This is a genomic window from Sphingobium sp. CFD-2, assembly GCF_024611135.1.
In the GTDB taxonomy this organism is placed as follows: domain Bacteria; phylum Pseudomonadota; class Alphaproteobacteria; order Sphingomonadales; family Sphingomonadaceae; genus Sphingobium; species Sphingobium fuliginis.
Window position 1 is genome coordinate 3,976,747 of sequence record NZ_CP084405.1, and the last position, 25,158, is coordinate 4,001,904.

Consider the following 25,158-nt stretch of genomic DNA (forward strand, 5'->3'; position numbering starts at 1 on the left):
ACGCGCTTCATGACGATGATGTGACAGGCCCAGCCGGAATATCGCCCGGCATGTCACTGTTCTGTCACCATAATTTCACGCGATTGTATTCCCGCCGATCTAGGTGCCCCGCCAAGCCTATTCGACAAGGCCGTTCCAACAGGGGGATCATATGCAGCATAGTTTCATCCGGCAGCGCGCCGGCGTGCCGTCCGTTCGTCTGGCTCTGGCCTGCGGCATAGCCGGCTGGGCCCTGGCGTCGACCCAAGCCATGGCGCAGGCTCCTGCCGCGGAAGAGGATATGGGAGCGATCGTCGTCACCGGCACCCGCCCGATCGCTGAATCCGAAGCCGCCGCGCTGGAAATCCAGAAGAACTGGGACTCGCTGGTCACGGTCGCCGCATCCGATTCCGTGGGCCGCCTGCCCGACCAGAACATCGCCCAGGCCGCCAGCCGTCTGCCGGGCATCAGCGTCGAGCGCGACCAGGGCCAGGCCCGCTACATCAACCTGCGCGGCGCGCCCAAGACCTGGACCACCCTGTCGTTCGACGGCATCAATGTGGTGAGCCCCGAGGGCCGCGACGCCCGCTTCGATTCCATCCCGTCCGCCATTGCCGGCAAGATCATCGTGTCCAAGGCGGTGACGCCCGACATGCCGGGCGAGACGGTCGCGGGCAATGTGAACGTCATCACCCGTTCGGCCTTCGACTATGACGGCTTCCATCTGGCGGGGAAGGGCGGCCTTGGCTTTGCCGAACTGGGCGACAAGAAGGAATATGAAGGCGCGCTGGTCGTTTCCGACCGATTCCAGACGGGCATCGGTGAAATCGGCGTGCTGCTGTCGGGCAGCTATTATGAGCGCAACATGGTCACGGACAATTTCGAGACCGACTATGAGCGGGTGTCGCAGGACCAGCGCCCCGGTAATACCACCCGCTTCTGGGCGCATGAGGCGGAGAACAAGCTGTACCGCCTGACGCGCAAGAACTGGTCGGTTTCGGGCCGGGTCGACTGGAAACCGGACGAGGCCAACAGCATTTCGCTGCGGTCGGTCTACACCATCTTCACCGACGATGAAGCGCGGGACAATTACCGCTTCGACCTGGACGACCGCCAGTCGGACCTGTCGAACGGCTCGGCCGCCTGTCCGACCGCGGTGAACACCATGCCGACCACCACCGGCTATGCGGATGTCTGCATCGGCAACACGCCGCAGAAGGGCACGATCTACGGCATCGACATCCGCCAGCGCTCGACGCTGCGGGCCTTCCGCCAGTCGATCTTCACCAACACGCTGGCGGGCGATCATGAATTTGCCGACGGCTGGAAGCTGAGCTGGGTCGGCAACTACACCGAATCCAAGGACGACCGATCGATCGTCGGCGAAGCGACCTGGGACAGCCCCAGCACGCGCACGCTCCGGCCGACCGTGGCCTATGACTTCAGCGATCCCAATCTTTCGCGCCTGACGCTCTATCGCACGCTGCAACTCGCCAGCCCGACGCGCTACACGGCGGGCGCGCAGGTCACGGCGGTCGACGATTTCACCAAGCCGCTTTCAGGCTTCACCGTCCTCGACGCGGTGGACACGACCAAGGCCTATACCGGCCGCCTGGTTGTGGCGCGCGAGCTGGAGCATGCGACATTGAAGGCGGGGTTCCAGTATGACCGCCGCACCAAGACCGCCGACGAGCAGCAGATCACGCTGAATGCCGCGCAGGCCGCGACCGTCCTGCCGACCGACTACAACCAGTTCTCGATCGACCGGAAGTTCCTGGGCAAGATCCCCATGGGCTACACCTTCCGCTATTTCGATACCGACAAGATGCGGGCGGCTTCCGAAGCGGCGCAGGCGGCTTATGCCTTCGCACCCAACACCGGAAACAACTACAGGGTACGGGAAGAGGTGCTCGCCGGCTTCCTGATGGGCACTGTCCACTACGACTGGGGCTCGGTCGTGGGCGGCGTGCGTGTCGAGCATGTCAAGAACCATGGCTTTGCGATCGCCACGGTCACGCCTGTCAGCGGACCGGCGGTTTCCACGCCTGAAACGCGGGAATCCAGCCAGACGCTGGCATTCCCCAGCCTGCACATCAATTACAATATCGACGACAGCAAGAAGCTGCGCTTCTCCTTCAACAGCGGTGCGGCGCGCGCCGATTACGATCAGATGCGGCCGAACTTCGTCGTGAACGACAGCGACCGCGTGATTTCGGGCGGCAACCCCGATGTGAAGCCGGAACGGGCCTATGGCGTCGATACCTATTTCGAATGGTATGTGAAGCCTCAGGGCTATTTGATGGTCGGCCTGTTCTACAAGCATGTCGAGGACGTGCTGTATAATCAGCGGCGCACCTATGGCCTGACCGACCTCAATTCCGGCGGGATCGACCGCTCCGACTATGGCTATACCCGTATCGCCAATGGCGGTTCGGGCCGCATCTATGGCATGGAAGCCGCCGCGCAGTTCCAGCTCGAACCCTGGACGGAGAATCTGGGTCTTCCTTCCTTCATGGGCGGCTTCGGTATTTCGGCCAATCTTACCCTCAATGACAGCAAGGTCGAAAAGCCTGCCGTCGAGGGCATTCCGGCGCGCAAAGTGCGCCTGCCGGGCACATCGGACTTCGTCTACAATATCGGCGGATATTACGAGAAATACGGCCTGTCGATCCGCCTGCAATATCAGAACCGCAGCAAATGGCTGGATACGGTTTCCGATACGCTGGCGGACGCTGGCGACACTTATTGGGACTCGGACGACGAGCTGGATTTCTCGGCGCGCTATGCGATCACGAAGAATTTCGAGATTTACTTCGACGCCTCGAACCTGCTCAACCATCCCGGCCGCCGCTTCTCCGACCCGGGCAGCCTGCTGCGTGCCAGCGGCGTGCAGGCGCCCGACAGCAGCAACCAGACGATCGAGTGGGAACGCTTCGGCCGTCGCTATACGGGCGGCATCCGGTTCAACTTCTGATCCGGCGGAGGCTTGAGGGAGAGGGGGCTGCCTTGAGGCGGCGGCCCCTTTATTCTGTCATCCCGGTTCCCATGGGCGGGGGTAAGCTTCACCCCAAGGGGGCACTCGCCCACCGCCGCAAGCGCGCATACAGCGCTGTGATGATGCCGAAGAAGGCGATCACCGAAAGCACCACGGCCCACGGATTTTCCCCCACCAGCGCCATGGGCGCGTCGCTGTCCGTCGCCGCGACGATCCCTGCGAAGGCGACACCGAACAGGCTTTCCCCGACGATGAAGCCGGTCGCCATCAGCACGCCCATGCGCTCGGCAAATTCGGGGTTGGACTGGCGTAGCGCCCAGCGATTGTAGAGATGCCCAATCACCGCGCCGACCGGGATCAGCAGGGTGAGCGCCATCGGCAGATAAATGCCCATGCCGACGGCCAGGGGCGGCAGGCGCAGCTTGCCCGCCTTGCCCAGCAGTTCGTCAATGGCGACCACCAGCACGCCGATGCCTGCGCCGAAGCCGATCAGGCCCCAGTCGAGATCGCCGCCCAGCACGCCCTTCGCCAGGGCGGAGATCAGCGCGGCCTGCGGGGCGGGGAGGGCGGTCGCCTTGGCGCCCGGCGCGCCCGCGAAGCCGAAGGCGCTGTTGAGCAGGTCCAGTACGGGCGGGATCACCAGCGCGCCGAAGATCACGCCCAGCACCAGCGCGATCTGCTGCTTCCACGGCGTCGCGCCGACAAGCTGGCCGGTCTTCAGATCCTGGAGATTGTCGTTGGAAATGGTTGCGACGCCAAAGACGATGGCGGTCACGAACAGCGCATAGGCGATCAGCGCCTGCGCCTGTTTCGGGTCGCCGCCCGATCCGTAGATCGCCGCCAGTATCAGCGAGGCGCCCAGCACCGCCAGAATGCCGACGCCGGAAATCGGGCTGTTCGACGCGCCGATCAGCCCCGCCATATAGCCGCAGACCGAGGCGATGACGATGCCTGCGACGAGGATATAGGCCAGCGTCAGCACGATGATCGGCACCGGGTTGGCCGCGATCGGCCCGCCCTGCGCGAAGATCCACAGCAGCACCGCGATCGGCAGCAGCGAAGCGATTATGGTGCCGCCGACGATGCCGATGGGAAGGTCGCGTTCCGTAAGGTCGAGCAGGCCGGCATTGCCCGACTTGCGGACTTTCGCCGCGGCCATGGCCGACCGGATGCCGCTGACGATCGGTCCCAATATCTTGAGCAGGGTCCAGATCGCCGCGATGCCGATGGTGCCGGCGCCGATGAAGCGCGCTTTCATCCGAAAGGTGGTGCCGACCAGATCGGCCAGATCGGCGCCGGCCGCGAGCGGCGCGGTGAGATAGGGGACAAGCCCGACCCAGCTGATCAGCAGGCCGAAGAACATGGCGATGCCGACCGACAGGCCGACCAGATGCCCGACGCCGATCAACGCCATGGAAAAGCTGGTGGAGACGCTGGACGCGCCCGCGCCGAATTTGAAGAAGGTCGCGGCCTCCTCCGCGATCAGCTTCGTCTTGGCGAGGATGGCGAAGGCTGCGGCGGCGATCGAGCTGGCGACGATGGCGGCCAGGCCGCGCCTGTTCTCCTCCAGCCCCTCGCGCGATCCCGCGCCGACCTTCAGCACTTCGGCGGCAGCTACGCCTTCGGGATAGGGCAGGTCGGACCCCGTCACCAGCGCCCGGCGCAGCGGCACCGAATACATGACGCCCAATATGCCGCCCAGCGCGATGGTGAAGGCGCTCAGCCAATAGGGGAAGCCCTGCCACCAGCCGATGATGACCAGGCCGGGCAGCACGAAGATGATGGCCGACAGCGTGCCCGCCGCCGACGCGATGGTCTGCACTATGTTGTTTTCAAGGATCGTGCCGGTCGCGAACAGCCGCAGCACGGCCATGGAAATGACGGCCGCGGGGATGGAGGTGGCGAAGGTCAGCCCGATCTTCAGGCCCAGATAGACGTTGGCCGCCGTGAACAGCAGGGTGATGAGCGCGCCCAATATGACGCCGCGAAGCGTCAGCTCCGCCATGGGGGCCGCCTTGGCCGAATCACTTGTCACTCGTCTGTCCCCTTGCCTGCGGCTGTTTTATCAGCGTCCGGTAATAATGTTGCTTGGCCTTGGATCAATCGGAAAGTGCGCGCAGAGGCGTCAGGAGGAGGCGCCGGGCTTCAGGTCGGCTGCGGCGGCGGCATCCAGATAGGCGTCGACCAGCCGCGTCCAGAGCGTGTAGCCGCGCGGGTTCATATGCAGCCCGTCGGGTCGGAACAGCGACGCATCGGGCAGGCCATCCGGGGCGAGCAGCACGCGACCGACATCCAGATAATCGAAGCGGCTCACCCGCGCCCGTGCCGCGACCGTCATGTTCACCGCGGCCATTTTCGGCCACAGCGTCCAGCGGATCGGGCTGGGCTTCAGGGACAGATAGGCGATATGCGCCTTGGGATAGTCGGATCGGAGTTGCCTGAGCAGGGTCAGGACGTTGTTCGCGACCTCGGCCGGGGTGGCGCCTGCTGCCAGGTCGTTTTCCCCGACATAGACGAGGATGGAGCGCGGCTTCGCCTTGGGCAGCAGGCGCTTGTAATAATGCAGCACATCCGGCGTGGTCGCGCCGCCGAAGCCCCGGTTGACGGTGCCGATGTCGGGAAAGCTGCCGCTTATGTCCCACAGGCGGATGCTGGAGCTACCCAGGAACAGGGTGGCGTCGGTGATCGGGGGACCGGCCTCATTGGCCCTGGCGAATGCCTCGATCTCGCGCGAGAAGGGAAAGCTGGGGTCGGCATTGACCTTCAGCGCCGGCGCCTGCGTGGCGGCGTGCAGCAGGCCGCAGGACCCCAGCAGCAGGGCAAGGCCGATCAGCGCCCTGCCCGCCTTGAGGCCGCGCCTAGTGCCGATGCAGCGGGCGGAGCTGATATTTGCCGTTCGCATAGGTGCCGAACATGCCGGAAATGGCGGGATGGTCGACAGGTTCCTCACTGTCGTCCGCGACCAGATTCTGCTGGCTGACATAGGCGACATAGCTGCTTTCGCCATTTTCAGCGAGCAGATGGTAGAAGGGCTGATGCTTGTCCGGCCGGATGTCCTCGGGAATGGCCTGATACCATTCCTCGCTATTGGCGAAGACCGGATCGATGTCGAACACGACGCCACGAAAACCGAAGAGGCGGTGCTGCACCACGTCCCCGATGCTGAAGCGGGCGTGGACGATCGGCGGGGGGGTCACATCGGGTCCGAAAATCTGAATCATATCGTTCATATGACGCAATTTAGGATGCTTGCGGTGCGAAACAAGAAAAATGCTCGTCGCTGCTTGGCAAGGGTGAAATCATTCGCTAATGGCCGCCGCTCGACCGGAACGGCATGCGCCGGACCTTCTGCGGAGAGGTGGCAGAGTGGTCGAATGCACCGCACTCGAAATGCGGCGTGCCGGCAACGGTACCGAGGGTTCGAATCCCTCCCTCTCCGCCATATTATCCCTCAAGTCGCTGAATTCCGGCAAATCGTTCCGCCTGCTCCCTATGGGCTAGCTGTGCCCGATAAGGGTTGCTTTCATCGGTTGATCCACGCCCGACGATGGCGGGTGCCTCTTCCAGAGATTCAACCCCGGGCTCCCCATCCGGTGCGATCGATCGTCCACGGGCGCTCCAGTCCTTGTGGGACGCTGCCGGGAAGGATGCGGTTGCCGATCCTGGCCAGATCGGCCATTGCCGGTCCATTCGATGGCCAGTCAAAAGGTTCAGGATCCATGATGACGCTTTACGACGCCTTCGTACCGGGGTGCCTTCAGATTTTGGAGTCTGTGTCGAGACTGGTTGTGAAAGCGAAGTCCTATTGCGATGCGCAGTCTCTCCCCCCGGAACGGCTGCTTCATGCCAGACTCGCTCCCGACATGTTGGACTTCGCCTATCAGGTGAAAAGCTGCGCAATCCATTCCATCGGCGCGATCCATGGCGTTCAGCGCGGGAATTTCTCGCCTGACATCGCGGCGCCACCGGCCAGTTTCGAGGAATTGAACGCCAGGGTGATGGAAGCGGCCGACGCCCTTGGCGCACTTCAAGTTGCCGATGTGGAAAGCTTGAGCGACAGGCCGATGACATTCACCATCGGTGACAAGCTGCGCTGGGATTTCCTGGGCAAGGATTTCCTGCTCAGCTTCTCCCAGCCCAACTTTTATTTCCATGCCTCCACGGCCTACGACATTCTCCGGACGAACGGCGTTCCCCTCGGGAAGCGGGACTATCTGGGCGCCGTTCGGAAGCTGCCGTCGCCGCCAGCGCCGATCTGATCCGCTGGCGGCATGGCGGGCAGGCCCCGGCGCGCCCGCGGACGTAGCGAGCCGGGGAATTAAGGCTGTCTGGGCAGAGCATAGGCGATGACATGATCGCCCAGCTTCGTGCCGAGGGAGCCATGCCCGCCTGCAACGACGATCACGAACTGCCGCCCGCTCGCCCTCGACCGATAGGACATCGGCGTCGCCTGTCCCCCGGCCGGAAGACGGGCACGCCACAGCACCTTGCCGGTGCGCGTGTCATAGGCGCGCAGATAATTGTCGATCGCCGCCGCCATGAAGGTGAGCCCCCCTGCCGTCGACATCGGACCGCCCAGCGATGGAACGCCCAGCTTGAACGGGATAGGCAGGAAGGTTTCGTCGCGGACCGTGCCGTTCTTATGTTCCCAGACCTTCCTGCCGGACCGCAGGTCGATGCCCGCGACATAACCCCATGGCGGCGACTGGCAGGGCAGGCCTGCGAAGGACAGGAAGGGGTTCATGTCGACCGCGAAGGGCGCGCCCGCATTGGGATTGTACCCCTGCTCGTCCGATCCGCGCCGGTCGGAGCCGCCCGCCGGCCCCCGTACGCCATGGTCCTCCATTTCCGCGCGGGGGATGAGCCTGTCCACGAAAGCGACATAGTTTGGATGGGCGAATGCGACCTGGCGGATCGGGTCTATCGAAATGCCGCCCCAGTCCATCACGCCGAAATTTCCCGGGAACACCAGCGTCCCCCGCAAAGAGGGCGGCGTGAAGGGCCCCTTATAGTCGAGCGACTTGAACCGGATGCGGCAATAAAGCTGGTCGAGCATGGTTGCGCCCCACATGTCGCTTTCTCGCGCCGGGGCGGGCATCAGGGATATGGCGGAAAAGGGCTGGGTGGGCGACAGGCGGTCGCCCGGCGCTGCGCCGCCCGGGCCGGGGCGCTCCTCCACCGGGAACAGGGGCTTGCCGTTCCGGCGGTCCAGGACGAAGAGATTGCCGGTCTTGGTCGACTGCACCAGCGCCGGCACCCGGCCGCGGCCGGGCAGGTCCAGATCGACCAGCGCCGGCTGGGCCGGGACGTCCATGTCCCACAGGTCGTGATGGACCGTCTGGAACACCCAGCGCGGCCTTCCGGTCACGATGTCCAGCGCCAGGACCGAAGTGGCGAACCGTTCGGTCGTCGCGGGCCGCCTGCCGCCCCATTGGTCGACAGCGCCCATCCCCATCGGCAGGTAGATCAGGCCCAGCGCCTCGTCAGCGGCCGGCGTGCTCCAGCTGTTGGGGGAAGAGGGCGTGTAGTGCCGGCCCGCGCCCAGCGGGGCGGTGCTGTCCGGATTGCCCGGATCGAAATTCCAGACCAGTCGGCCCGTGAGCGCGTCATAGGCACGGATGACGCCGGAGGGCACGTCGGTGGAGATATTGTCGTAAACCGCGCCGCCGGTCACGACCAGGCCATGTGCGACAAGGGGCGCGGACGTCACCTGATACCAGCCGCCATTATAATGAGGTTGCCCCGGAAGCAGGCTGACGGTCCCCGCGCGTCCGAAGCTGCGGCACGGCGCGCCCGTGCGCGGGTCCAGCGCAATCAGGCGGCTGTCGTTCGTGGCGAGGAAGATGCGCCGGGAACAGTCGGCGGCGCTCGCCCCCGCGCGCGATGAATCCCAATAGGAAAGGCCGCGGCAGGTGAGATGCTGCATGTTCCTTGCCGAAGTCCTGATCAGCGGATCGAACCTCCAGCGCTCCCTGCCCGTCTCCGCGTCGACAGCGATCACCCGATTATGCGGCGTGCAGAGATAGACGATGTCGTCGACCTTGATCGGGGTCATTTCATAGGTCGTCTCGCCCGGATCGCCCGAGCGCTTGAGATCGCCCGTCCGCAATTGCCACGCCACCTCCAGCTTGCCGACATTGGCGGGCGTGAGCTGGGTCAGGGGCGAGAATTTCTCGCCACGCCAGCTTCGGGCATAGGCTTGCCAGTCATCATCGGGCATTGCGTTCGGCTCCGCCGCGATCGCGCTGCGCGGGCCAGGAAGCGTGCCGTCGAGATTGTGGACGTCGCGCATCAGCGCGGCCAGGCCGAAGATGCCGGCGATCGCCAGCGCCACCGCCAGGGGGCCGGCGTTTCGCACCCATCCCCCAGCCGGCGCAAGGCGCCGCACGGTCCATGGCAGGATCAGCAGCAGGCCGAAGAGGAAGATCAGGTCGCCGCGCGGAACGAGCGGCCACCAGTCCACGCCGATTTCCGCCCAGGCCCAGGCCATCGTGGCGAGGACGAGCGCCGCGAACAGATGCAGGGCGGCCGCGCGCCGCTTCCAGAGCAGAAAGGCGCTGGCCAGCATCGTCAATCCCGCGGCCGCATAGAAGGGGCTGCCGCCCAATGAGGCGAGCCAGATGCCGCCGATCAGATTTGCCGTGCCGACCACGCCTATCAAGACCGCGATGACCTTCAGCAATTTTGCAGTCTGGCGGCCGGACTTCATCGATTTGCCTCCGATGATCTCGCAAGCAAACCGTCGCGCAGCAGCGATGTTCCGTTTCGGGAAGTGAAGAGAGACGCAAACAAGGACGGGCCTTGCCGGAGGTTGCACCCTTGCTGCCCGCGGGTTCGAATGGCTTTGCCGGAAGCGGTCCTCCGCTCAGTTCAGCGCAAGACCTCTGATCAGGGCCAGGACGCTGCCGAGCGTGGACACGTCTGGCGTGCGCATGCGGTCGCCGGCGAACTGGAAATGCGTGAGCGCCACCTGTTGCTGGGGCGAAAGGAGGATCTTGGCCCCCACGACGCGATCCGTGATGCGCGCGACGATCGCCGGAACCTCGCCCAGTTCCCTGATGGAAATCGTGCCCCTGTCGCCTATGCGCCAGCCGCCTTCATTGGCGAAGGCCACGCCGCTCGACGAAATGTCGAGCAGCCGCACCGGGGTGGCGCTGTCCCCTGTACTGAAAAGCGCCGTTCCGCTGATGGGGGCCCGCTCTTCCGCCCTTCGCGGCGTTTCGACGCAGACGATGATGGCGATGATGCAGACGAGGACGTTGTAAATGCTCCAGAACGCCACGATGCCCTTCTGGTCCGAGAAGAAGGTCGGCGCCAGTGGCGAGCCATAGCCGAACAGCATCCCGCCCACGGTCAGCAGAAGCACGACCGCAAAGCGCGACAGCAATTTCCAGTGGATCACCGTCCGGGAACGGTCGCCCCCCTTGTTGGTCACCTTGAACGGCCGCTCCCCGCGGAACAGCAGGGTGTGGCAGGATGCGGCCACGATCTCCGGCGCGACCAGCAACTGGGACGTGTCGGTCAGAAGCGGGAGTATCCGGCCGTTGGAATACCAGCTGATGGCGAAGGCTTCCACCAGGATGCGGGGCAGCAGGAATGTCGCAAGCTCGCCGATCGGCGCATCCATGATGGTGAGGCCCGTCATCCAGTAGAGGATCGGCACCAGCAGGCAGGCGAGGCGGAAGGGAAAGCTGCCCATCCAGTAGAGCAGGGTTTCCAGCAGGCTCATCCTGTCGATCCAGCCCAGGCCCTTGCGCGAGAACAGGCCGTCGGCGCTGCGCATGATCTGCATCGCGCCGATGCACCAGCGGATGCGCTGGGTGCAATATTCGCCGATCCCTTCCGGCGCGAGGCCAAGGCTGAGCTTTTCGTTCAGATAGGCGGTGACGAAGCCATGCTCTTTCATGCGAATCGACAGCAGCATGTCTTCGGTAATGCTGTCGGTCGGGAATCCGCCGATCTCGGCAAGCGCGGCGGTGCGGACGACGGACGACGTCCCGCATGAAAAGGCGGTGCCCCATCCGTCCTTGGCCGGCAGCAAGGTGTCGAAGAAGAAGCGCTGTTCGTCGGGCAGGTCCAGATGCCCCTTGATCCTGTGTTGCAGCGGATCGGGGTTGAAGAAATGCTGCGGCGTCTGGACCACCCCCACGGTCGGGTCCTGGAACAGGGCCACGCAATGGGACATGAAATTGGGCAGGGCGACGAAATCCGCATCCAATATGGCGATGAAATCCGGCATCTCGCCACGCGCGGCCAGTGTCGCCAGGCCTGCGTTCATATTGCCGGCCTTGGCATGAGCATTATCCGGCCGCGTCAGCCATTCCACGTCGCGACGGCGGCACAGCGCCTCCACCTCCGGCCGCCGGCCGTCATCCAGCAGGAAGACCTTCGCCGGATAATTCTGGTTGAGGGCGCCGGTAATCGTGCGGTCGAGAATCCCGACATCTTCATTATAGGTGCAGATGAAGATCGCGGCGCTGGGCCTGTTGACATGCAGCCAGCGTATGTTGCCGCTGACGTCCTTCAGTCGGTCGCGCCGCCGCGTCAGCACGACCAGCACCAGCACTCCGCCCAGGGTGGAGCAGACCTCCAGCATGAAGAAGCCCACGGAAAGCAGGGCGTAACCGGGCGTGCCCAGGTCGAGCGTGGCGACCATGCGCCATGTCATGTAGATCAGGATCGATCCGATCGCGGCGCCGCTGACGATGAGCCGATGCAGCGGGTTGGCCGGCCTGAGTTTGGGAAAGATCAGCAGGCAGAGGCCAAGGGTGGCGAGGCCCCAGAAATAGGACGGGATCTCGGCGGGGTTCATGGCCGCGTTACAGCACCACCCGGCCCGCCGTGCCGACCGGGCACTGCTTCTTGCCCTTCGCGTCCAGCATGATCCGCGCGCCGATCAGATATTCGCCTGCGGCGGGATTGGGGACATGGCTGGTGACGCGGAGCTGGGACGGATCGCTGACCCCCATGTTGACGACGGTTCCCGGCCAGCGATCGCCGTTCGAAAAGGCGATGAACGTCACGGGCGAACCGATGGCGAGCCTGCTATAGGCGCTGCGGCCCACGGTGAAATAGGCGAAGAAGGACGAACAGTCGGCCAGCATGTAGATCGGATCGCCTTCACGCAGCGACTCCCCGGGGGCGGCGACCTTCGCCCAGACCCGGCCGTCGATGCTCGCCTGCAACGGAAGCTGCAGCCGCCGCATGGCGCCGGCCTTGCCATTGCCGCTCAGCTTTTGCGCCTTGGCCAGCGCTGCGGTCAGGTTCTCCCTTTCGCCCCGCAATTCGCTCAACGCCAGATTGAGATCGCTCAGGCGCTGGGTCGAATATTGGACATTGCTGTAGCCGTTGTTGAGGAACAGCCCTTGGCCCGCGGCATGCGCCTCGATCAGGTTCGTGCGTCGGCGTGCCATCGCCGCATTCCTGTCCGCCAGGGCGGCGCGCTGATCCTGTTCCGCCTTCTCAAGCCCGGCTGCGCTGATGAAGCCGCGGCCGGCGAGGGCGCGGGTGCGGTCCAACTGTTTCTGCGCAAAGGCCAACCGAGCCTGCGCGGCCGACAGTTGGGCGGAGCTTTCGTCCGCGACGGCATCCATCTGCACCAGCTTTTCAGATCGGTAGACGCCCGATTCGCGGCGGATATGGTCGGCGTCGGCCCTGAGGGCTGCCATCCGGCCGTCGATACTGGCCAGTTTCGCCTTGAGCTGGTCCACATCTTCCGATCCGGCACGGACGGCCGCCGACAGGCCCACCGGCGCGGCAAAGCTCCCCAGCAATTGGTTCCGCGTCACGCGGTCGCCGACGTTCGCGCCCAGCCGGTCGACTTCGCCGGAGATCGGCGCCCTGACCAGGCCCATGTCCGCCACCAAAGTGGTATTGTAACCCGCCGTGAAGATAAAGCTGCGCACCAGCACTGCGACGGCCATGACCAGCAGAAGGCCGCCGACCAGCATTCGCCGCGGAAGGTGGAACCATTGCCGCCCGTCGGCCTCGGCCAGCCGCAATTCCTTTGCACCATCGGATGGAAATTTGGCTTCTACGCTCATTTCGTCCCCAATCTGATGGACGAATCATACATGGACATGGTTAAGAAAGGTTGGAGGCGCCGCCCGCCGGCTTCATGCCCCGGCCGGCGCCGGGCCGGAACTATCGCGCTGCACCAGCCTGAAGGTGAAGTGCGGCGCGTCGGCGGAACCGCCCGCGAGCGCGTCGATCACGGCGCTGCCCATCGCCTCCAGCGGCTGGCTGACGGTGGTGAGGGGCGGCCAGGCCGTGAGGCCGGCGGGCGTGTCGTCGAAGCCGACAACAGACAGGTCCTCCGGCACGCGCAGCTTCAGCCGGTGCGCGACGGTCAGCGTGCCCAGCGCCATGTCGTCATTGGTCGCGAAGATCGCGGTGGGGCGCTCGCCTCGGGACAGCAGATGCCCGCCAGCCTTTATGCCTGACTCGAAATCGAAGGCGCCTTCGACGAACAGGGACTCCTCCAGCGGCAGGTTCGCCGCGGCCATGCCGTCGCGAAAGCCCTCGACGCGCTGCATCGCCGCCTTGTGGCTGGCGGGTGGGGTGATCACGCCGATGCGGCGATGGCCAAGGCCGATCAGATGATCCGCGATCATCCGGCCGGCCGCACGCTCCGGCGTGGGGATGTTGAAGCTTTCCGCCATCACCGATCCGGCGATGCGGGCGCAGGGGAGCTTCAGTTCGGACAGCCGCTGGAGCAATTGCGCGTCGTCCGACAGGGGCGGCACCAGGAAGACGCCATCGGGCCGCAGTGCTGCGACCAGGCGGTCGAGAATGGCGAACCGTTCTTCCCCTGTCAGCGGCATCGGCTCCACCACCAGATGATAGCCCAGGTCCCGGCACCGGTTCGCCGCACCCGACTGGATGCCGCCATTATAGGAGGGCGCGGGGTTGTTGTAGAGGAAGGCGATCATGAAGGATCGCCCGCCAGCGAGCCGCCGCGCGGACTGGTTGGGCCGGTATCCAAGCTGGCGGATCGCCGCCGTCACCCTTTCGCGCAGCTCCTCGCTGACATTGGGCGCCTGGTTGACCACCCGGGAGACGGTCTTGATCGATACGCGGGCCAGTGCCGCAACGTCATGGATGCTGGGCATCAGCGGGGCTGAGCGAAAGAAAGGACGGTCATACACCGGTCTTGCCATGGAAGGCCGATGGAGGAAACAACGTTTACCCGGATGACGGCACCGCCAGACCCCGATATTCATGCCGGAATCGTAAATATGGTACGTAAATCAGGGAAATTGGTCGCGGGAGCCGTGAAAATTGTCCTTGATCCGGCATCGGTAACGGTCTAGAGCGACAAGACAACGTTGTCATACTCTCCAAGCAAGGCAACGGCTGTCATCCCGGGCGGCGGTCGGATGAACTGCACGCTTCAGGCCGTTGCCCGGGATGCGCTTTTCACGGTCGTCGCAAGGTCAGCAGGACTTTCAGGCCGGGACCATTATCCGCCAGCGTCACCATGCCATGATGCAGCCGCGCCACCGCTTCCACCAGGGACAGGCCCAGCCCCGATCCCGGCTTGCCGCGCGCCGGGTCGAGCCGGCCGAAGCGCTTCAAGGCTGCGGGACGGCTCTCCGCCGGGATGCCCGGGCCATTGTCCGCCACGGCGATGAGAAGGTCGCCACCCTCGATCGCCGCACTCAGTTCGATGCGGTCGCCGCTTTCCGCATAATAGAGCGCGTTTTCGATGAGATTGGCGAGCGACTGGCTCACCAGTTCGCGATGAAGCGGAAAGGTCAGCGCGTCAGGCGCGGAAATGGCCAGCGCAAAGCCGCTATCCTCCACCAGCGGGCCATAGATTTCGCCCACGTCGCGCAGCAATTCCGCAACATGGGTATCGCGCCGCTGGTCGCCCCCGAAGCCCGCCTCGGTCCGGCTGATGAGCAGCGCCGTGGTCAACATGGAACGCAGCGTCTGCGCTTCATGATGCACCTTTTCCAAGGCATCGAGCGCGGTGTCGTCCCGCGTCTGGGCGCTGGCCTGCTCGACCACGGAGATCAGCCGCGTCACCGGGGATTTAAGGTCGTGGGCAAGGCCGTCTGTCATCATGCGAAGCTGCGTCACCAGCGCGTCGATCCGTTCCAGCATGGCGTTGATCGACTGGCCGAGCCGGTCGAAGGCGTCGCCGCTGCCATCGGTCGGCACCCGCCGGTCCAGCGCGCCCACGGCGACGTCGTTGGCGGTTTCCGCTATGTCGGAAACCTGCCGCGCCAATATGCGGCCCAGCATGATCGCGATGCCCAGCGCCAGCACCAGGCTCATGACGAAGGCGACGGTCAGCGCCTCCTCATAGATGCGGGTAAGTTGCAGGCTGTTGGAAACGACCATGCCGGTCAGCAATTGCCCGCCGCCGCGCAGCTTCACGGGAATGACGCCCATCGGTTCCGGCGCGTCGCGGCCGATGCGGTAGAGCGACATGATCTGCCAGCGCCCGTCTGCCGCCAGCCCGGCGGGCCAGGCGCCCAGATTGCCGCTGACGGGCCGTCCCGCCCTGTCGGTCAGCAGCAGCACGGCGCGCTCCCCCTCTATGGCGCGGAAACGCCGGGCGATCTCTGACCGCAGGGCCGCCGTCCCGCCGCTGCGATGGAGCGCGAGCAGGTCGTCGCGGGCGTCCTCCACCGCCTGCCGGTCGGCGGCCACGACGGTGCGCTGGCTCGCCTGCTGCACGAACAGCAGCACGCCGCCGGTCACCAGGAACTGGCAGAGGAAGGCCAGCCCGACGAAGCGCCCGATGGTCGAACGGGCAAAGCCGAACCAGCGGCGGGAGGGGAGGGTCTTAGGATGGCCGGAAGCGGTCATGGACGCCGTCCCGCACGCCCTGGAGCCAATCGGCATTCAGCTCTGACGGCCTGCAAATGACGCTTTTCCGTGCTTCCGGTGCTCACATACCTTGAGTAGGCTGCGCTCCGGGCCACGGAAAACCACCATTTTCGGTTCGTCATCATCTGAATGTCGATCGGCTCTAACTCTCCGGTCCCAGCCGATAGCCCATGCCGCGCACCGTATGCAGCAAGGGCTTGTCCCCGCCTTCGTCCAGCTTGCGGCGCAGGCGGCTGACATGCACATCGATGACGTTGGTGCCCGGATCGAAATGATAGTCCCAGACGCCCTCCAGCAGCATGGTCCGCGTCACCACCTGATCGGGATGGCGCAGGAAATATTCCAGCAGGCGGAACTCGCGCGGTTGCAGGTCGATGGTGCGCGATCCGCGCTTCACCCGGCGGGAAAGCAGGTCCATCTCCAGGTCCCCGTGCCGCAAATGGGTGACGACCGCGCTGCCGCCGCCGCCCCGGCGCAGCAGCAACTGGACGCGGGCCATCAACTCGGCAAAGGCGAAGGGCTTCACCAGATAATCGTCCGCGCCGCTGGTCAGCCCTTCCACCCGGTCCTCCGGCGTGCCGAGGGCGGAAAGGATGATGACCGGCGTCTCGATCGCCGCCGCGCGCAGGGCCTTCAGCATCGCCATGCCGTCCATCGCCGGCATCATCCGGTCGAGGATGATCGCGCCATAGCTGCCGTCGCTCGCCAGGAACAGGCCGTCGCGGCCATTGTCCGCCCGGTCGACGGTGAAGCCCGCCTCGCCCATGCCCTTGGCCACATAGGCGGCGGTCGCCGCATCGTCCTCCACCACCAATATCTTGTGGCTCATCTTTCCCCTTCCGGCCGGTCCAGCATCACCACGCGCATATGGTCCGCATGTTTCAGCCCCAGCATGATCCTCGGCTGGGGATGGTGTAGCAGATAGGCGCTGGCCTGATCCAGCGAGCGGATCGGCATGCCGTCCAGGCTGACGACGCCGTCCCCGACGCGGATGCCCAGGCGCGCCGCCTGGCCGTCGGTTTCCATGCTGGTGACGACCACGCCCGATCCCGCCGGCATGCCGTTGCTGAGGGTGATGCCGGGCAGGGCGCGGGCCTGCGCGGCCGCCACCTCCATCCGGTCGTCGCCGGCATGGCGCACGTGCAGGAAAAAGGCGCCGCTCATGACCAGCGCGCAGAGCGCCAGCGCCGCCAGAAGGACGCCCGATGCCGCGTGGCTCAGCCTCTGCCTGTCCATGCACCCGCTTTCATGGGCGGAAGGATGATCCATGGGCGCCGCCATGTCATGTTAAGCTTTGTTCATGCCGGGGCCGCGCCTTCGTGGACGGCGACGCGTCCCGTCCGCTCCAGCTTGCCCCAGCCGACGACCCAGCCGCCAATGGCCGATGCGATGGCGCGCACCACGACCCAATACATGATCTGGCGATAGACGAAGCGCTGCGCCACCAGCAGATGCGGCGGATAGCGCATGTCCCGGTTGTCGAGCGCATAGGCGGCCCAGCCGCAGAGGATGTCGACGCCGGTGAAGGCCAGCCAGTATAGCGCCATGGTCCACACATCGTTGCTGGTCTGCGCCCAGCCATGCTGGTTCACCCGGACGATGGTGCCCAGGATCGAGGTGACGAGCGCCAGGTCGATCAGCGGGGAGATGGCGGCGAACAGGATCTGGAACAGCCAGGCCTGCGGCAACCCGACCAATGCCAGCCCCGTCGGCCACCGTTCGCGCAGGATGCGGCCATGTTTCCACAGGCATTGCAGCGTGCCGAAGGCCCAGCGGTAGCGCTGCCGGGCGAGCGCCCGGAAGCTTTCGGGCGCTTCGGTCCAGGCGACGGCTTCGGGATCGTAGGTGACGCGCCAGCCTGCCCGCTGGATCGCGATGGTGAGGTCCTGATCCTCCGCCAGCGTGTCTTCGGGATAGCCGCCCACCGCGTCCAGCGCGGCGCGACGCCACGCGCCGACCGCGCCGGGCACCACGGTCATGGCGTCGAAGCCGGCGAGCGCCCGCCGCTCCAGATTCTGCGCGGTGATATATTCGACTGCCTGCCAGCGGGTGACGAGGTTCACGCGATTGCCCACCCGCGCATCCCCCGCCACCGCGCCGAGCGCGGGATCGGCGAACCAGCGGGCGAGGCGGCGGATCGTCTGCGGCTCGAACTGGGTGTCGGCGTCGAGCGCGATGACGACTTCCCCCGTCGCATCGCGCAGCGCCCGGTTCAGCGCCGCCGCCTTGCCGCCATTCCGAAGCGTCAGCAGCGTTACGCGCGGATCGTCGGCAAAGGCCCGCGCCACGATGGCGCTGGTCGCGTCCTTAGACCCATCGTCCGCGACGATCAGTTGCAGGCCCGGATAGTCGCTGGCCAGCACGCGGCGCACCGACGCCTCGATCACGCGGGCTTCGTTATAGGCGGGGATGATGACCGACACGCTGGGCCGATAGTCCGGCGGTGCGGGACGTCCCCGCCGCGCCTGGAACCAGGCGAGCAGCGTCATCAGCGCCGCCCGCGCTAGCCCCAGCGCAATCGCGACATAGAATATCCAGCCGAGCAGCGCCGAAAGCGTCGCCAGCGCCACGAAGGCGGCGACGTCGACGCGCACCGCCAGCAGGTCGCCGGCCTTGACCGGCGGCATGGCGGCCTGCTGCGGCAGCCCGGCAAGCTGCGACACCGGCACGAAGCGATAGCCCTCCGCCCTCAGTCCCGCGATGATGCGGGGCAGCGCCGCCACGGTCTGCGACCGGTCGCCCCCGCCATCGTGCAGCAGGATGATGTTGCCGGAGCGCTCGGTGCTGGCCGCATGCACCTGATCGATCACCTGCCGCACTATGGCGTCGGTGCCCGGCTGCTGCCAGTCATTGGGATCGACGTGCAGGCCGACCACCGTATAGCCCAGCTTCTGCGCCGCCAGCGCGGGGCCCAGCTCGTCCGCCGTGGTCGGCTCCGCATCCCCGAAATAGGGCGCGCGGAACAGCCGCATGCTGCGCCCGGTATAGGCCTGCACCAGCCGCTGCGTGGCGTTGAGCTGCAACCGCGTCGGCTCCTCCGACCAAGTGGCGAGGTTGGGATGGTCGTAGGTGTGATTGCCGATCTCGTCCCCGTCAGCGACGATCCGTTGCAGCAGCCCCGGATGCTCCAGCGCATTTTCCCCGATGACGAAGAAGGTCGCCGGAGTGCGGGTCCGTTCCAGCACCTTCAATATCTTCGGCGTCCATTCCGCATCCGGCCCATCGTCGAAGGTCAGGGCCAGCATCTTGCGATTCTGCCCGCCGGTGCGCTCCACCTGATAGGGGGTGGGCAGCGCGCCATAGCTTTCCTGTTCAATCGTCCCGAGCGGCCCGAAGGCGACGGCGCGATGGCCCTGCGTCGGCGTGGCGGTGATGCGCAGGATCTCGCCCGACCCCTCGACATCGGTGTTGAGCGTGCTCGCCACGGTGCCGAGCCTGGGCCGGCCGCCGGTGCGCCAGGCGGTCAGATCCGCCCAGATGCCGGGGTCCTCGCTGCCCAGCCGCCACAGCGCGACGCTCTGGACGCCCAGGCGCTTCAGCACCAGCAACTCGTTCCAGCTCGCGGCGGCATCCAGCATCCAGACCTGATGCCGCTGCCCCGCCTCGTCATAGGCGAAGCCCGCATTGCCGCTCGCCGCGTCGTAGAGCGGGCGCGCGGCGCTGTCATGCGCGGCGAGCCAGGCTTCATCGAGCGACAGCGCGTCGGCGGTCCCGCCATGCCAGTCATAGGCATAGCTGCCGAGCGCGACGATGATATGGTCCGCGCCGATGGCGCGCAGCGCGACCTCCGCCTGCCGCGCGAACCAGTCCTGGGCGGCGATGGGACCGGGCTGGCCGCCCTGCCAATGCTGGTCGTAATCCATCAGGATCACCCGGTCCGCCACGGCGGCGAAGCGGGCCAGCGGCCAGCCCTGTTCCCCGGCGGGAACGGTGAGCGCGATCTTCGCGCCGTGCGGCAGGGTGGCGCGCAATATGCGGAGGAAGCGCAGATAGCCGGGCATGGCGCTGTCCGGCAGGGATTCCAGGTCCATGACCAGCCCCGCCTCATGGCGGCGGGCGACATAGCCGCTCAGCTGCCGGGCAAGCGCCAGCGCCGCTGCGGGATCGCGCAACAGCCGCGCCGCGCCCGCTCCGTCCCAGCTTTCGCTGCCGATATTCTGCACCATGGGCAGCACCCTGGGTGGACGGGGCATGGCGGCGATCATGCGGTCGAACGCCGCGTCCGTCGCGACATGGATCGGCTTGCCGGGACCGGGCACGGTGATCAAGGCCGGCACCACCCAGTCGAGCTGTCCGACATGGCGGCGCAGGGAGGCGATGCTGCTTTCATCGCCCGGCATATAGAAACCGACGTTCAGCGGACGGGCCTGCACGCGATGCTTGCCCCAATGCGGCAGCCATTTGGCGATGTCGCGCCGCAGCGAGGAGATGCCCGACAGGCGGGCCGCATGCGGCTGGGGCAGGGGCAGGGCGAGGTCGCCTTCCGACGGCACGGCGACCAATGTGGTGGCGAAGGCGATGGCGGCGAGCAGGATCAACAGCAGCGCGCCCGCCAGCAGGCGCCGCGCCCAAAGTCCCCTGCGGCCGGTGGGATCGAAGAATATGGGTCTGGTCATCGTTCGCGCTGTCGCCCTGTTTCGGGCCAGCCTTTACGCGCCCGGCCTTGCCGGGCCGATGGGCCATGCATGAACTATTGGTCATGATTGAACGGGCTAAACGAGGTGCCCCGTCGCGCTGCCTCTCGCGCTGCCTTCCACGCCGCTCCTGCCAGGTCGGTCATCCCGCCTTCCCGGGAAGCAGGGCGGCAAACAGGCTTCCCCCTCGGTCAAGCTTTTCTACCCCGCCGATCAGCAAAGCTTGAAAGACAAATCTCTACCGGCAAACTAGATAACGGCCCGTCTCGATTCGGCAGGGAGAGGACATATGGAGTGGCGATCGGCGATCGGCCGGCACTGGGGTCGCTGGAGCGACGCCATGAAACGCGAATTGCTGCGGGAGCCGGATCGCATCCTCATCGACCGTGGGCCTGAAGCGGTCGCGCCGCCCGCGGAACAGGCCGAACGGCTGGAACGCTCGCTCGAACTGCGGTGAACATGCCGGGCGGGGCTTGCCCTTTCCGTCCCTGCCTCCAATATTCCGGCCGCTTCTTGTTCTGGAGATCATATGTCAGCCACCGCCCGCGTCGCCACCCGTGCCGTCGAACCGCTTTTCCTCGACCGCTGGTCACCGCGCGCCTTCGATTCCTCCCTCATCCCGCAGGAGGATCTGGACACGATCTTCGAAGGCGCGCGCTGGGCGCCCTCCGCCTTCAACTATCAGCCCTGGCGCCTGCTGTACGCCACGCGGGACAGCGCCAATTGGAGCCGCTTCCTGGGCGTGCTGCTGCCCTTCAACCAGAGCTGGGTGCAAAATGCATCGGTGCTGCTCTACATCCTGTCGGACACGCTGATCGCCGCGCCCGGATCGGAAGATTTCAAGCCGTCGCACAGCCACAGCTTCGATGCCGGCGCGGCCTGGGCGCTGCTGGCGTTGCAGGCGACGCGGCTGGGCTATCATGCCCATGCGATGTCGGGCGTGGATTTCGACAAGGCGCGCGTGGAACTGGGCGTGCCCGACCGTTTCCGCATCGAGGCCGCCGTCGCCATCGGCCGCATCGCGGACAAGTCCATCCTGTCCGAATCGCTCCAGGCGCGCGAGGTGCCGAGCGGCCGCAAGGATATTTCGGAATTCGTCACGGCTGGCAATTTCCCGGCTTGAGGCGGGAAGGGAACGGCCTTCTCCTGTTCCGTCATGCTGAAACAGGTGGGCATGACGGTTCCCGAATGACGCCCGCCGGTCCGCCCCGAATTCAGGTCCGAGCCAGCGCCTCCGCCGTGGCGTCCATCGTTCCCGGCTCCTGGTCGCCGGTCAGGGCATAGGACATGTCGCCGCGCCGCCAATAGGCCACGGATTGTTCCCCTTCGCGCACCGCGTCGGGATGTTCGGGCGCGGCGGTCTTCTCATGCACGGCGAAGATCGTCATCCTGTGCCCCGTATCGGTGCGCACCGCCATCAGCAGCGCGGGGGCCTTGTCGGTCGGGAAGAGCTGGACGTCGGTGACATGCCAGTCGTCGGGCAGTTGCGGCATGGCGATGCGGGTGTTGAGCGCGACTTCCCGCGCATCGAAGCGGGGCGCCTCGATCTGCGAATTCATGTCGGCGCGCAGCATCGCGATCCGGTGCGAGGCGACCGCGTAGCTGACATAGGCGGGCGGCCGCTCGAACCCCACCATCCAGACCGCCAGCGCCGCCGCCAGTCCCGATGTCGCCAACCCCGCCGGCATCAACCGGCGCCAGCGGCTTTTCTGCGGTTGCGCCAATCGTTCGGCCCTGTCGGCCAGCCCGGCGGGCACTGGCCGCCGGTCCTGCGTCAGCATGCGGAGCGCGCTGCGGACGCTGAGGTCGCCCATGACGCGGGCGGCCAGCTCGGGCTGGCGCGAAAGGCGGGTTTCGACGACGAAACGCCGCTCCACATCCAGTTCGCCGTCAATATAGGCGTCAATCTCCAGATCGGTAATTTCCGGATCGGTCGGACGATCAGTCATCGCTTCCTCCTATCAGCCGGAGGCCCGTTGCCCCCTGCTGCCCCTGTTCCCGCTCCCTCAATGCAGCCCGCGCCCGCGCCAGCCGCGACATGACCGTCCCCACCGGCACCCCCAATGTCTCCGCCGCCTGCTGGTAGCTGAAGCCCTCTATCGCCGTCAGGTGCAGCACGGCGCGGTGATGCTCCGGCAAGGCCGCGAATTGCCGCGCGATCTGGACCAGCCGGGCATGTTCCTCCTGCCCCGGCTCCAGCCGGTCGACCAGCGTCTCGGCAAAGCGGCTGTTGCGCCGCGCCTCCGACGCCTCGCGCCGCTTGGCGGAGAAGAAGACATTGTGGACGATCGCCAGCAGCCAGCGGCGGCGGTCGCGGTCGGGCTGGAACGTCTCCTGCCGCTCTATGGCGCGGACGATCGCGTCCTGCACGACATCGTCGGCGTCCTGCTCGTCGCGGGTCAGCGACCGGGCATAGCGCCGCATCGCGACCAGATCGTCCCTGATGCCGGAACCCTCGTCCATCGTCGCCATGTCATGCCGCCTGCGCGGCGGGCGTGGCAAGCGGGATGTGCAGCGCCCCGGCATAGCTGCGCGCCACATCCTCCAGCACATCGTCCCAGGCGAAGCGCGCCGCCGCCTCCGCCGCCGCAGCGCCCAGCGCGGCGCGGCGGGCGGGCTGGCGGATCAACCCCGCCACCGCCGCCGCATAGGCCCCGACATCCTTGGGCGGCACCAGCAGGCCGGTGCGCCCGTCAGCGATCAGGGCCGACGCGCTGGGCACATTGGCGGAGACGATGGCGAGGCCCGATGCCATCGCCTCCAGATTGACATTGCCGAACGCCTCCGTGACGGAGGGGTTGATGAGGATGTCGGCGCTGGCGACGGCGCGGCCCAGCATTTCTCCCGACAAATGGCCCATGAAGGTGGCGTTGGGCAGCCGCTCGGCCAGCCAGTTCCGCGCCGGTCCTTCGCCCACGATCAGCGGGCGGACGGCCAGGCCCCGGGCGCGGACGGCGCCGATGGTCTCGGCAAAGACGCGCAGCCCCTTTTCCAGCACCAGCCGGCCGAAGAACAGCGGCACCATATCCGCCGCATCATAGCCAAGCCCGGACCGGAAGGCCGGATCGCGCAGCGCCGGACGGAAGCAGGCGGGGTCGATGCCGCGCCCCCAGATGGCGATCCGCCCGCCACCAAGCCGCGCCGCCATATCCCGCGCTATGGGCAGGGTAGGGCAGAGGATGCGGTCGCAATCGCCATAGAAGCGGTCGAGATAGCGCTCCACCGGCCCGCGCAGGAGGGACAGGCGATAATAGTCGAGATAGGTTTCGAAGCGGGTGTGCAGGCTGGCGATTACCGGAATGCCCAGCGCCCGGGCATGGTTTTGCGCCTGCCGCCCCAGCAGGTCCGGGGCGGAGAGGTGGACGATGTCGGGCGCGAAATCCTCGAAATCCTGACGGGCGGCGCGGGTGAAGCCCAGGGCGATGCGATATTCCGGGCGGCCGGGAATGCTGATCGATCGGACGGAGCGCACCTCGCCCACCGACTCGAACGCCTTGCGCGGCGCGGTGGGGGAATAGATCCGCACCTCCGCCCGCACGCGATGCAGCAGATAGGCGACCAGCCGGTTGAGCGCCTGGTTGGCGCCGTCGCGCACGCAATCATAATTGCCGGAAAACAGCGCGACCCGCAGCGGACGGCCCAGCGCCGCCGCCAGCGCAAGGCGGGATTGGGAAAGGCGCATGGGGTCGGCACGAAGGTCGGCGGCATGGTTCATGCCCGGTATACGCGGGGGGAGGGTGGTCTATTCCCTCCGTTTACAGCAGGCGGGCCGGCGCTAGATTGAAGAGGTGACTCCCGCTCCCCAACCATCGCCGCGACCACTCGTCATGCTGAACTTGTTTCAGCATCCATTTGTCCCCACGAACCGCGGTCTCGGAAGGCGCGATGGATGCTGAAACAAGTTCAGCATGACGGAAGGAGGCGGGCTTCACGCCGACTTCGCACAACCCTGATACTAGCCTTCCTCGCGGCGATCAGCGCAGGCGCCGCCGGCTATTGCCATTATCTCGGCTATCCCAACGGGCGAATCTTCACCCCGGTCCCCGCTGCCGCACCCAGGGAAGACGGGACCGTCGCGGTCTTCTTTTCCGGCGACATGGGGTTCAACGCAGGCATGGGACCGGTGATCGCCCGTCATGTGGCGCAAGGCGGCGTCCCGGTGCTGGGCGTCAATTCGCTGGCCGCCTTCGCCCGCCGCCAGTCGCCGGAGGAAAGCGGCAGGCTGGTGGAGACGGCGGCCCGGCGCGCCCTTGCCCTGCCCGGCGCGCGCAGGCTGGTGCTGGCCGGGCAATCCTTCGGCGCGAACATGCTGCTTGCCGGGCTGGAACGCCTGCCGCCTTCGCTGCGCGCGCGTGTCGCCATGGTCGCGCTGATCGTGCCCGCCGACACCATGCTGTTCCGCGCCACGCCCGGCGGCGTGTTCGACTTCGGGGACGACGGCCCGGCCGCGCCCGCAGCCCGTGCGCTCGACTGGGCGCCGGTACTATGCATCCATGGCGTCAAGGAAAGCGGCAGCCTCTGCCCCGGCTGGCGCCAGCCCAATGTCCGCGTCGTTGGCCTGCCCGGCGGCCATTTCCTGGAGGATGATTCGGAACGGGTGGCGAAGACCCTGCTGCGCGCCTTGCCGGACTTGGCCCCGAACATTGCCAAAAATTCAGACAGCGCAGAGCCTCCCGCAATCTGAACGGGCCTAGAAGCCGTGATCGTTCC

The 25,158-nt window shown here is 66.3% G+C and carries 19 protein-coding genes and 1 tRNA gene; 6 read left to right on the forward strand and 14 right to left on the reverse strand.

What is annotated here, in order from left to right:
* Positions 1 to 151 precede the first annotated feature (151 nt).
* Positions 152 to 2,953 carry a TonB-dependent receptor gene (locus LDB29_RS19690; protein ID WP_099185224.1) on the forward strand — a complete coding sequence of 934 codons (2,802 nt, stop codon included), beginning with the start codon at positions 152 to 154 and terminating at the stop codon, positions 2,951 to 2,953.
* 88 nt (positions 2,954 to 3,041) lie between these two features.
* Here LDB29_RS19690 and LDB29_RS19695 read toward each other — a convergent pair whose 3' ends face one another.
* The 3 genes from LDB29_RS19695 to hspQ form a co-directional block, all read right to left on the reverse strand.
* Positions 3,042 to 4,979 carry an OPT family oligopeptide transporter gene (locus LDB29_RS19695; protein WP_373886354.1) on the reverse strand — a complete coding sequence of 646 codons (1,938 nt, stop codon included), beginning with the start codon at positions 4,977 to 4,979 and terminating at the stop codon, positions 3,042 to 3,044.
* Positions 4,980 to 5,099: 120 nt separating this feature from the next.
* Positions 5,100 to 5,876 (reverse strand): GDSL-type esterase/lipase family protein, encoded by a 777-nt coding sequence (locus tag LDB29_RS19700; protein ID WP_025549361.1) that lies wholly within the window; start codon positions 5,874 to 5,876, stop codon positions 5,100 to 5,102.
* Positions 5,833 to 6,204 (reverse strand): heat shock protein HspQ, encoded by a 372-nt coding sequence (gene hspQ / locus LDB29_RS19705; protein ID WP_025549362.1) that lies wholly within the window; start codon positions 6,202 to 6,204, stop codon positions 5,833 to 5,835. Before hspQ ends, LDB29_RS19700 begins: the two co-directional genes overlap by 44 nt.
* 122 nt (positions 6,205 to 6,326) lie before the next feature.
* Between hspQ and LDB29_RS19710 the strand changes: the two genes are divergently transcribed.
* Positions 6,327 to 6,416 (forward strand) — tRNA-Ser (locus LDB29_RS19710).
* A 211-nt stretch (positions 6,417 to 6,627) separates the two neighbouring features.
* Entirely contained in the window at positions 6,628 to 7,233 is a 606-nt protein-coding gene (locus LDB29_RS19715) for a DUF1993 family protein (protein WP_235600845.1), read from the forward strand.
* A gap of 59 nt (positions 7,234 to 7,292) precedes the next feature.
* On the opposite strand, the gene LDB29_RS19720 is transcribed toward LDB29_RS19715, so the two are convergent.
* The 8 genes from LDB29_RS19720 to LDB29_RS19755 all read right to left on the reverse strand — a co-directional run bounded on the left by LDB29_RS19720 (position 7,293) and on the right by LDB29_RS19755 (position 20,430).
* Complete coding sequence (locus LDB29_RS19720; RefSeq protein WP_099185198.1) at positions 7,293 to 9,683, reverse strand: membrane-bound PQQ-dependent dehydrogenase, glucose/quinate/shikimate family; 2,391 nt, start codon at positions 9,681 to 9,683, stop codon at positions 7,293 to 7,295.
* A gap of 156 nt (positions 9,684 to 9,839) precedes the next feature.
* Complete coding sequence (locus tag LDB29_RS19725; protein WP_025549364.1) at positions 9,840 to 11,786, reverse strand: glycosyltransferase; 1,947 nt, start codon at positions 11,784 to 11,786, stop codon at positions 9,840 to 9,842.
* 7 nt (positions 11,787 to 11,793) lie between these two features.
* Positions 11,794 to 13,017 (reverse strand): HlyD family secretion protein, encoded by a 1,224-nt coding sequence (locus LDB29_RS19730; protein ID WP_244968631.1) that lies wholly within the window; start codon positions 13,015 to 13,017, stop codon positions 11,794 to 11,796.
* Between the two features lie 72 nt (positions 13,018 to 13,089).
* A complete protein-coding gene (locus LDB29_RS19735; RefSeq protein WP_025549366.1) occupies positions 13,090 to 14,085 on the reverse strand; it encodes a LacI family DNA-binding transcriptional regulator in 996 nt (331 codons plus the stop codon).
* A 307-nt stretch (positions 14,086 to 14,392) separates the two neighbouring features.
* The gene (locus LDB29_RS19740; RefSeq protein WP_025549367.1) at positions 14,393 to 15,685 is read right to left on the reverse strand and encodes a HAMP domain-containing sensor histidine kinase; all 1,293 of its coding nucleotides are present in this window, start codon (positions 15,683 to 15,685) and stop codon (positions 14,393 to 14,395) included.
* Between the two features lie 271 nt (positions 15,686 to 15,956).
* Positions 15,957 to 16,643, reverse strand: a complete 687-nt coding sequence (locus LDB29_RS19745; protein ID WP_025549336.1) for a response regulator transcription factor — start codon at positions 16,641 to 16,643, stop codon at positions 15,957 to 15,959.
* Positions 16,640 to 17,083, reverse strand: a complete 444-nt coding sequence (locus tag LDB29_RS19750; protein WP_082718659.1) for a PDZ domain-containing protein — start codon at positions 17,081 to 17,083, stop codon at positions 16,640 to 16,642. Before LDB29_RS19750 ends, LDB29_RS19745 begins: the two co-directional genes overlap by 4 nt.
* Positions 17,084 to 17,112: 29 nt before the next feature.
* Positions 17,113 to 20,430, reverse strand: coding sequence for a glycosyltransferase (locus LDB29_RS19755; protein WP_099185197.1), 3,318 nt, complete (start codon positions 20,428 to 20,430; stop codon positions 17,113 to 17,115).
* Positions 20,431 to 20,737: 307 nt separating this feature from the next.
* Between LDB29_RS19755 and LDB29_RS19760 the strand changes: the two genes are divergently transcribed.
* Together LDB29_RS19760 and LDB29_RS19765 are read left to right on the forward strand one after the other, a co-directional pair.
* Positions 20,738 to 20,905, forward strand: a complete 168-nt coding sequence (locus LDB29_RS19760) for a hypothetical protein (RefSeq protein WP_157846853.1) — start codon at positions 20,738 to 20,740, stop codon at positions 20,903 to 20,905.
* Positions 20,906 to 20,977: 72 nt separating this feature from the next.
* Entirely contained in the window at positions 20,978 to 21,571 is a 594-nt protein-coding gene (locus LDB29_RS19765; protein ID WP_025549334.1) for a nitroreductase family protein, read from the forward strand.
* Between the two features lie 91 nt (positions 21,572 to 21,662).
* Here LDB29_RS19765 and LDB29_RS19770 read toward each other — a convergent pair whose 3' ends face one another.
* Genes LDB29_RS19770 through LDB29_RS19780 form a run of 3 tightly spaced genes read right to left on the reverse strand, consistent with a single transcriptional unit; the run spans position 21,663 to position 24,163 of the window.
* The gene (locus tag LDB29_RS19770) at positions 21,663 to 22,397 is read right to left on the reverse strand and encodes an anti-sigma factor (protein ID WP_025549333.1); all 735 of its coding nucleotides are present in this window, start codon (positions 22,395 to 22,397) and stop codon (positions 21,663 to 21,665) included.
* A complete protein-coding gene (locus LDB29_RS19775) occupies positions 22,390 to 22,920 on the reverse strand; it encodes a sigma-70 family RNA polymerase sigma factor (protein ID WP_257555533.1) in 531 nt (176 codons plus the stop codon). The genes LDB29_RS19770 and LDB29_RS19775 overlap by 8 nt, the downstream gene beginning before the upstream one ends.
* A 1-nt stretch (position 22,921) precedes the next feature.
* Positions 22,922 to 24,163, reverse strand: coding sequence for a glycosyltransferase family 1 protein (locus tag LDB29_RS19780; RefSeq protein WP_099185196.1), 1,242 nt, complete (start codon positions 24,161 to 24,163; stop codon positions 22,922 to 22,924).
* Positions 24,164 to 24,337: 174 nt separating this feature from the next.
* Between LDB29_RS19780 and LDB29_RS19785 the strand changes: the two genes are divergently transcribed.
* On the forward strand, positions 24,338 to 25,132 hold the full coding sequence (locus LDB29_RS19785) for an AcvB/VirJ family lysyl-phosphatidylglycerol hydrolase (RefSeq protein ID WP_025549330.1): 795 nt from the start codon (positions 24,338 to 24,340) through the stop codon (positions 25,130 to 25,132).
* The last annotated feature ends 26 nt before the right edge of the window (positions 25,133 to 25,158 follow it).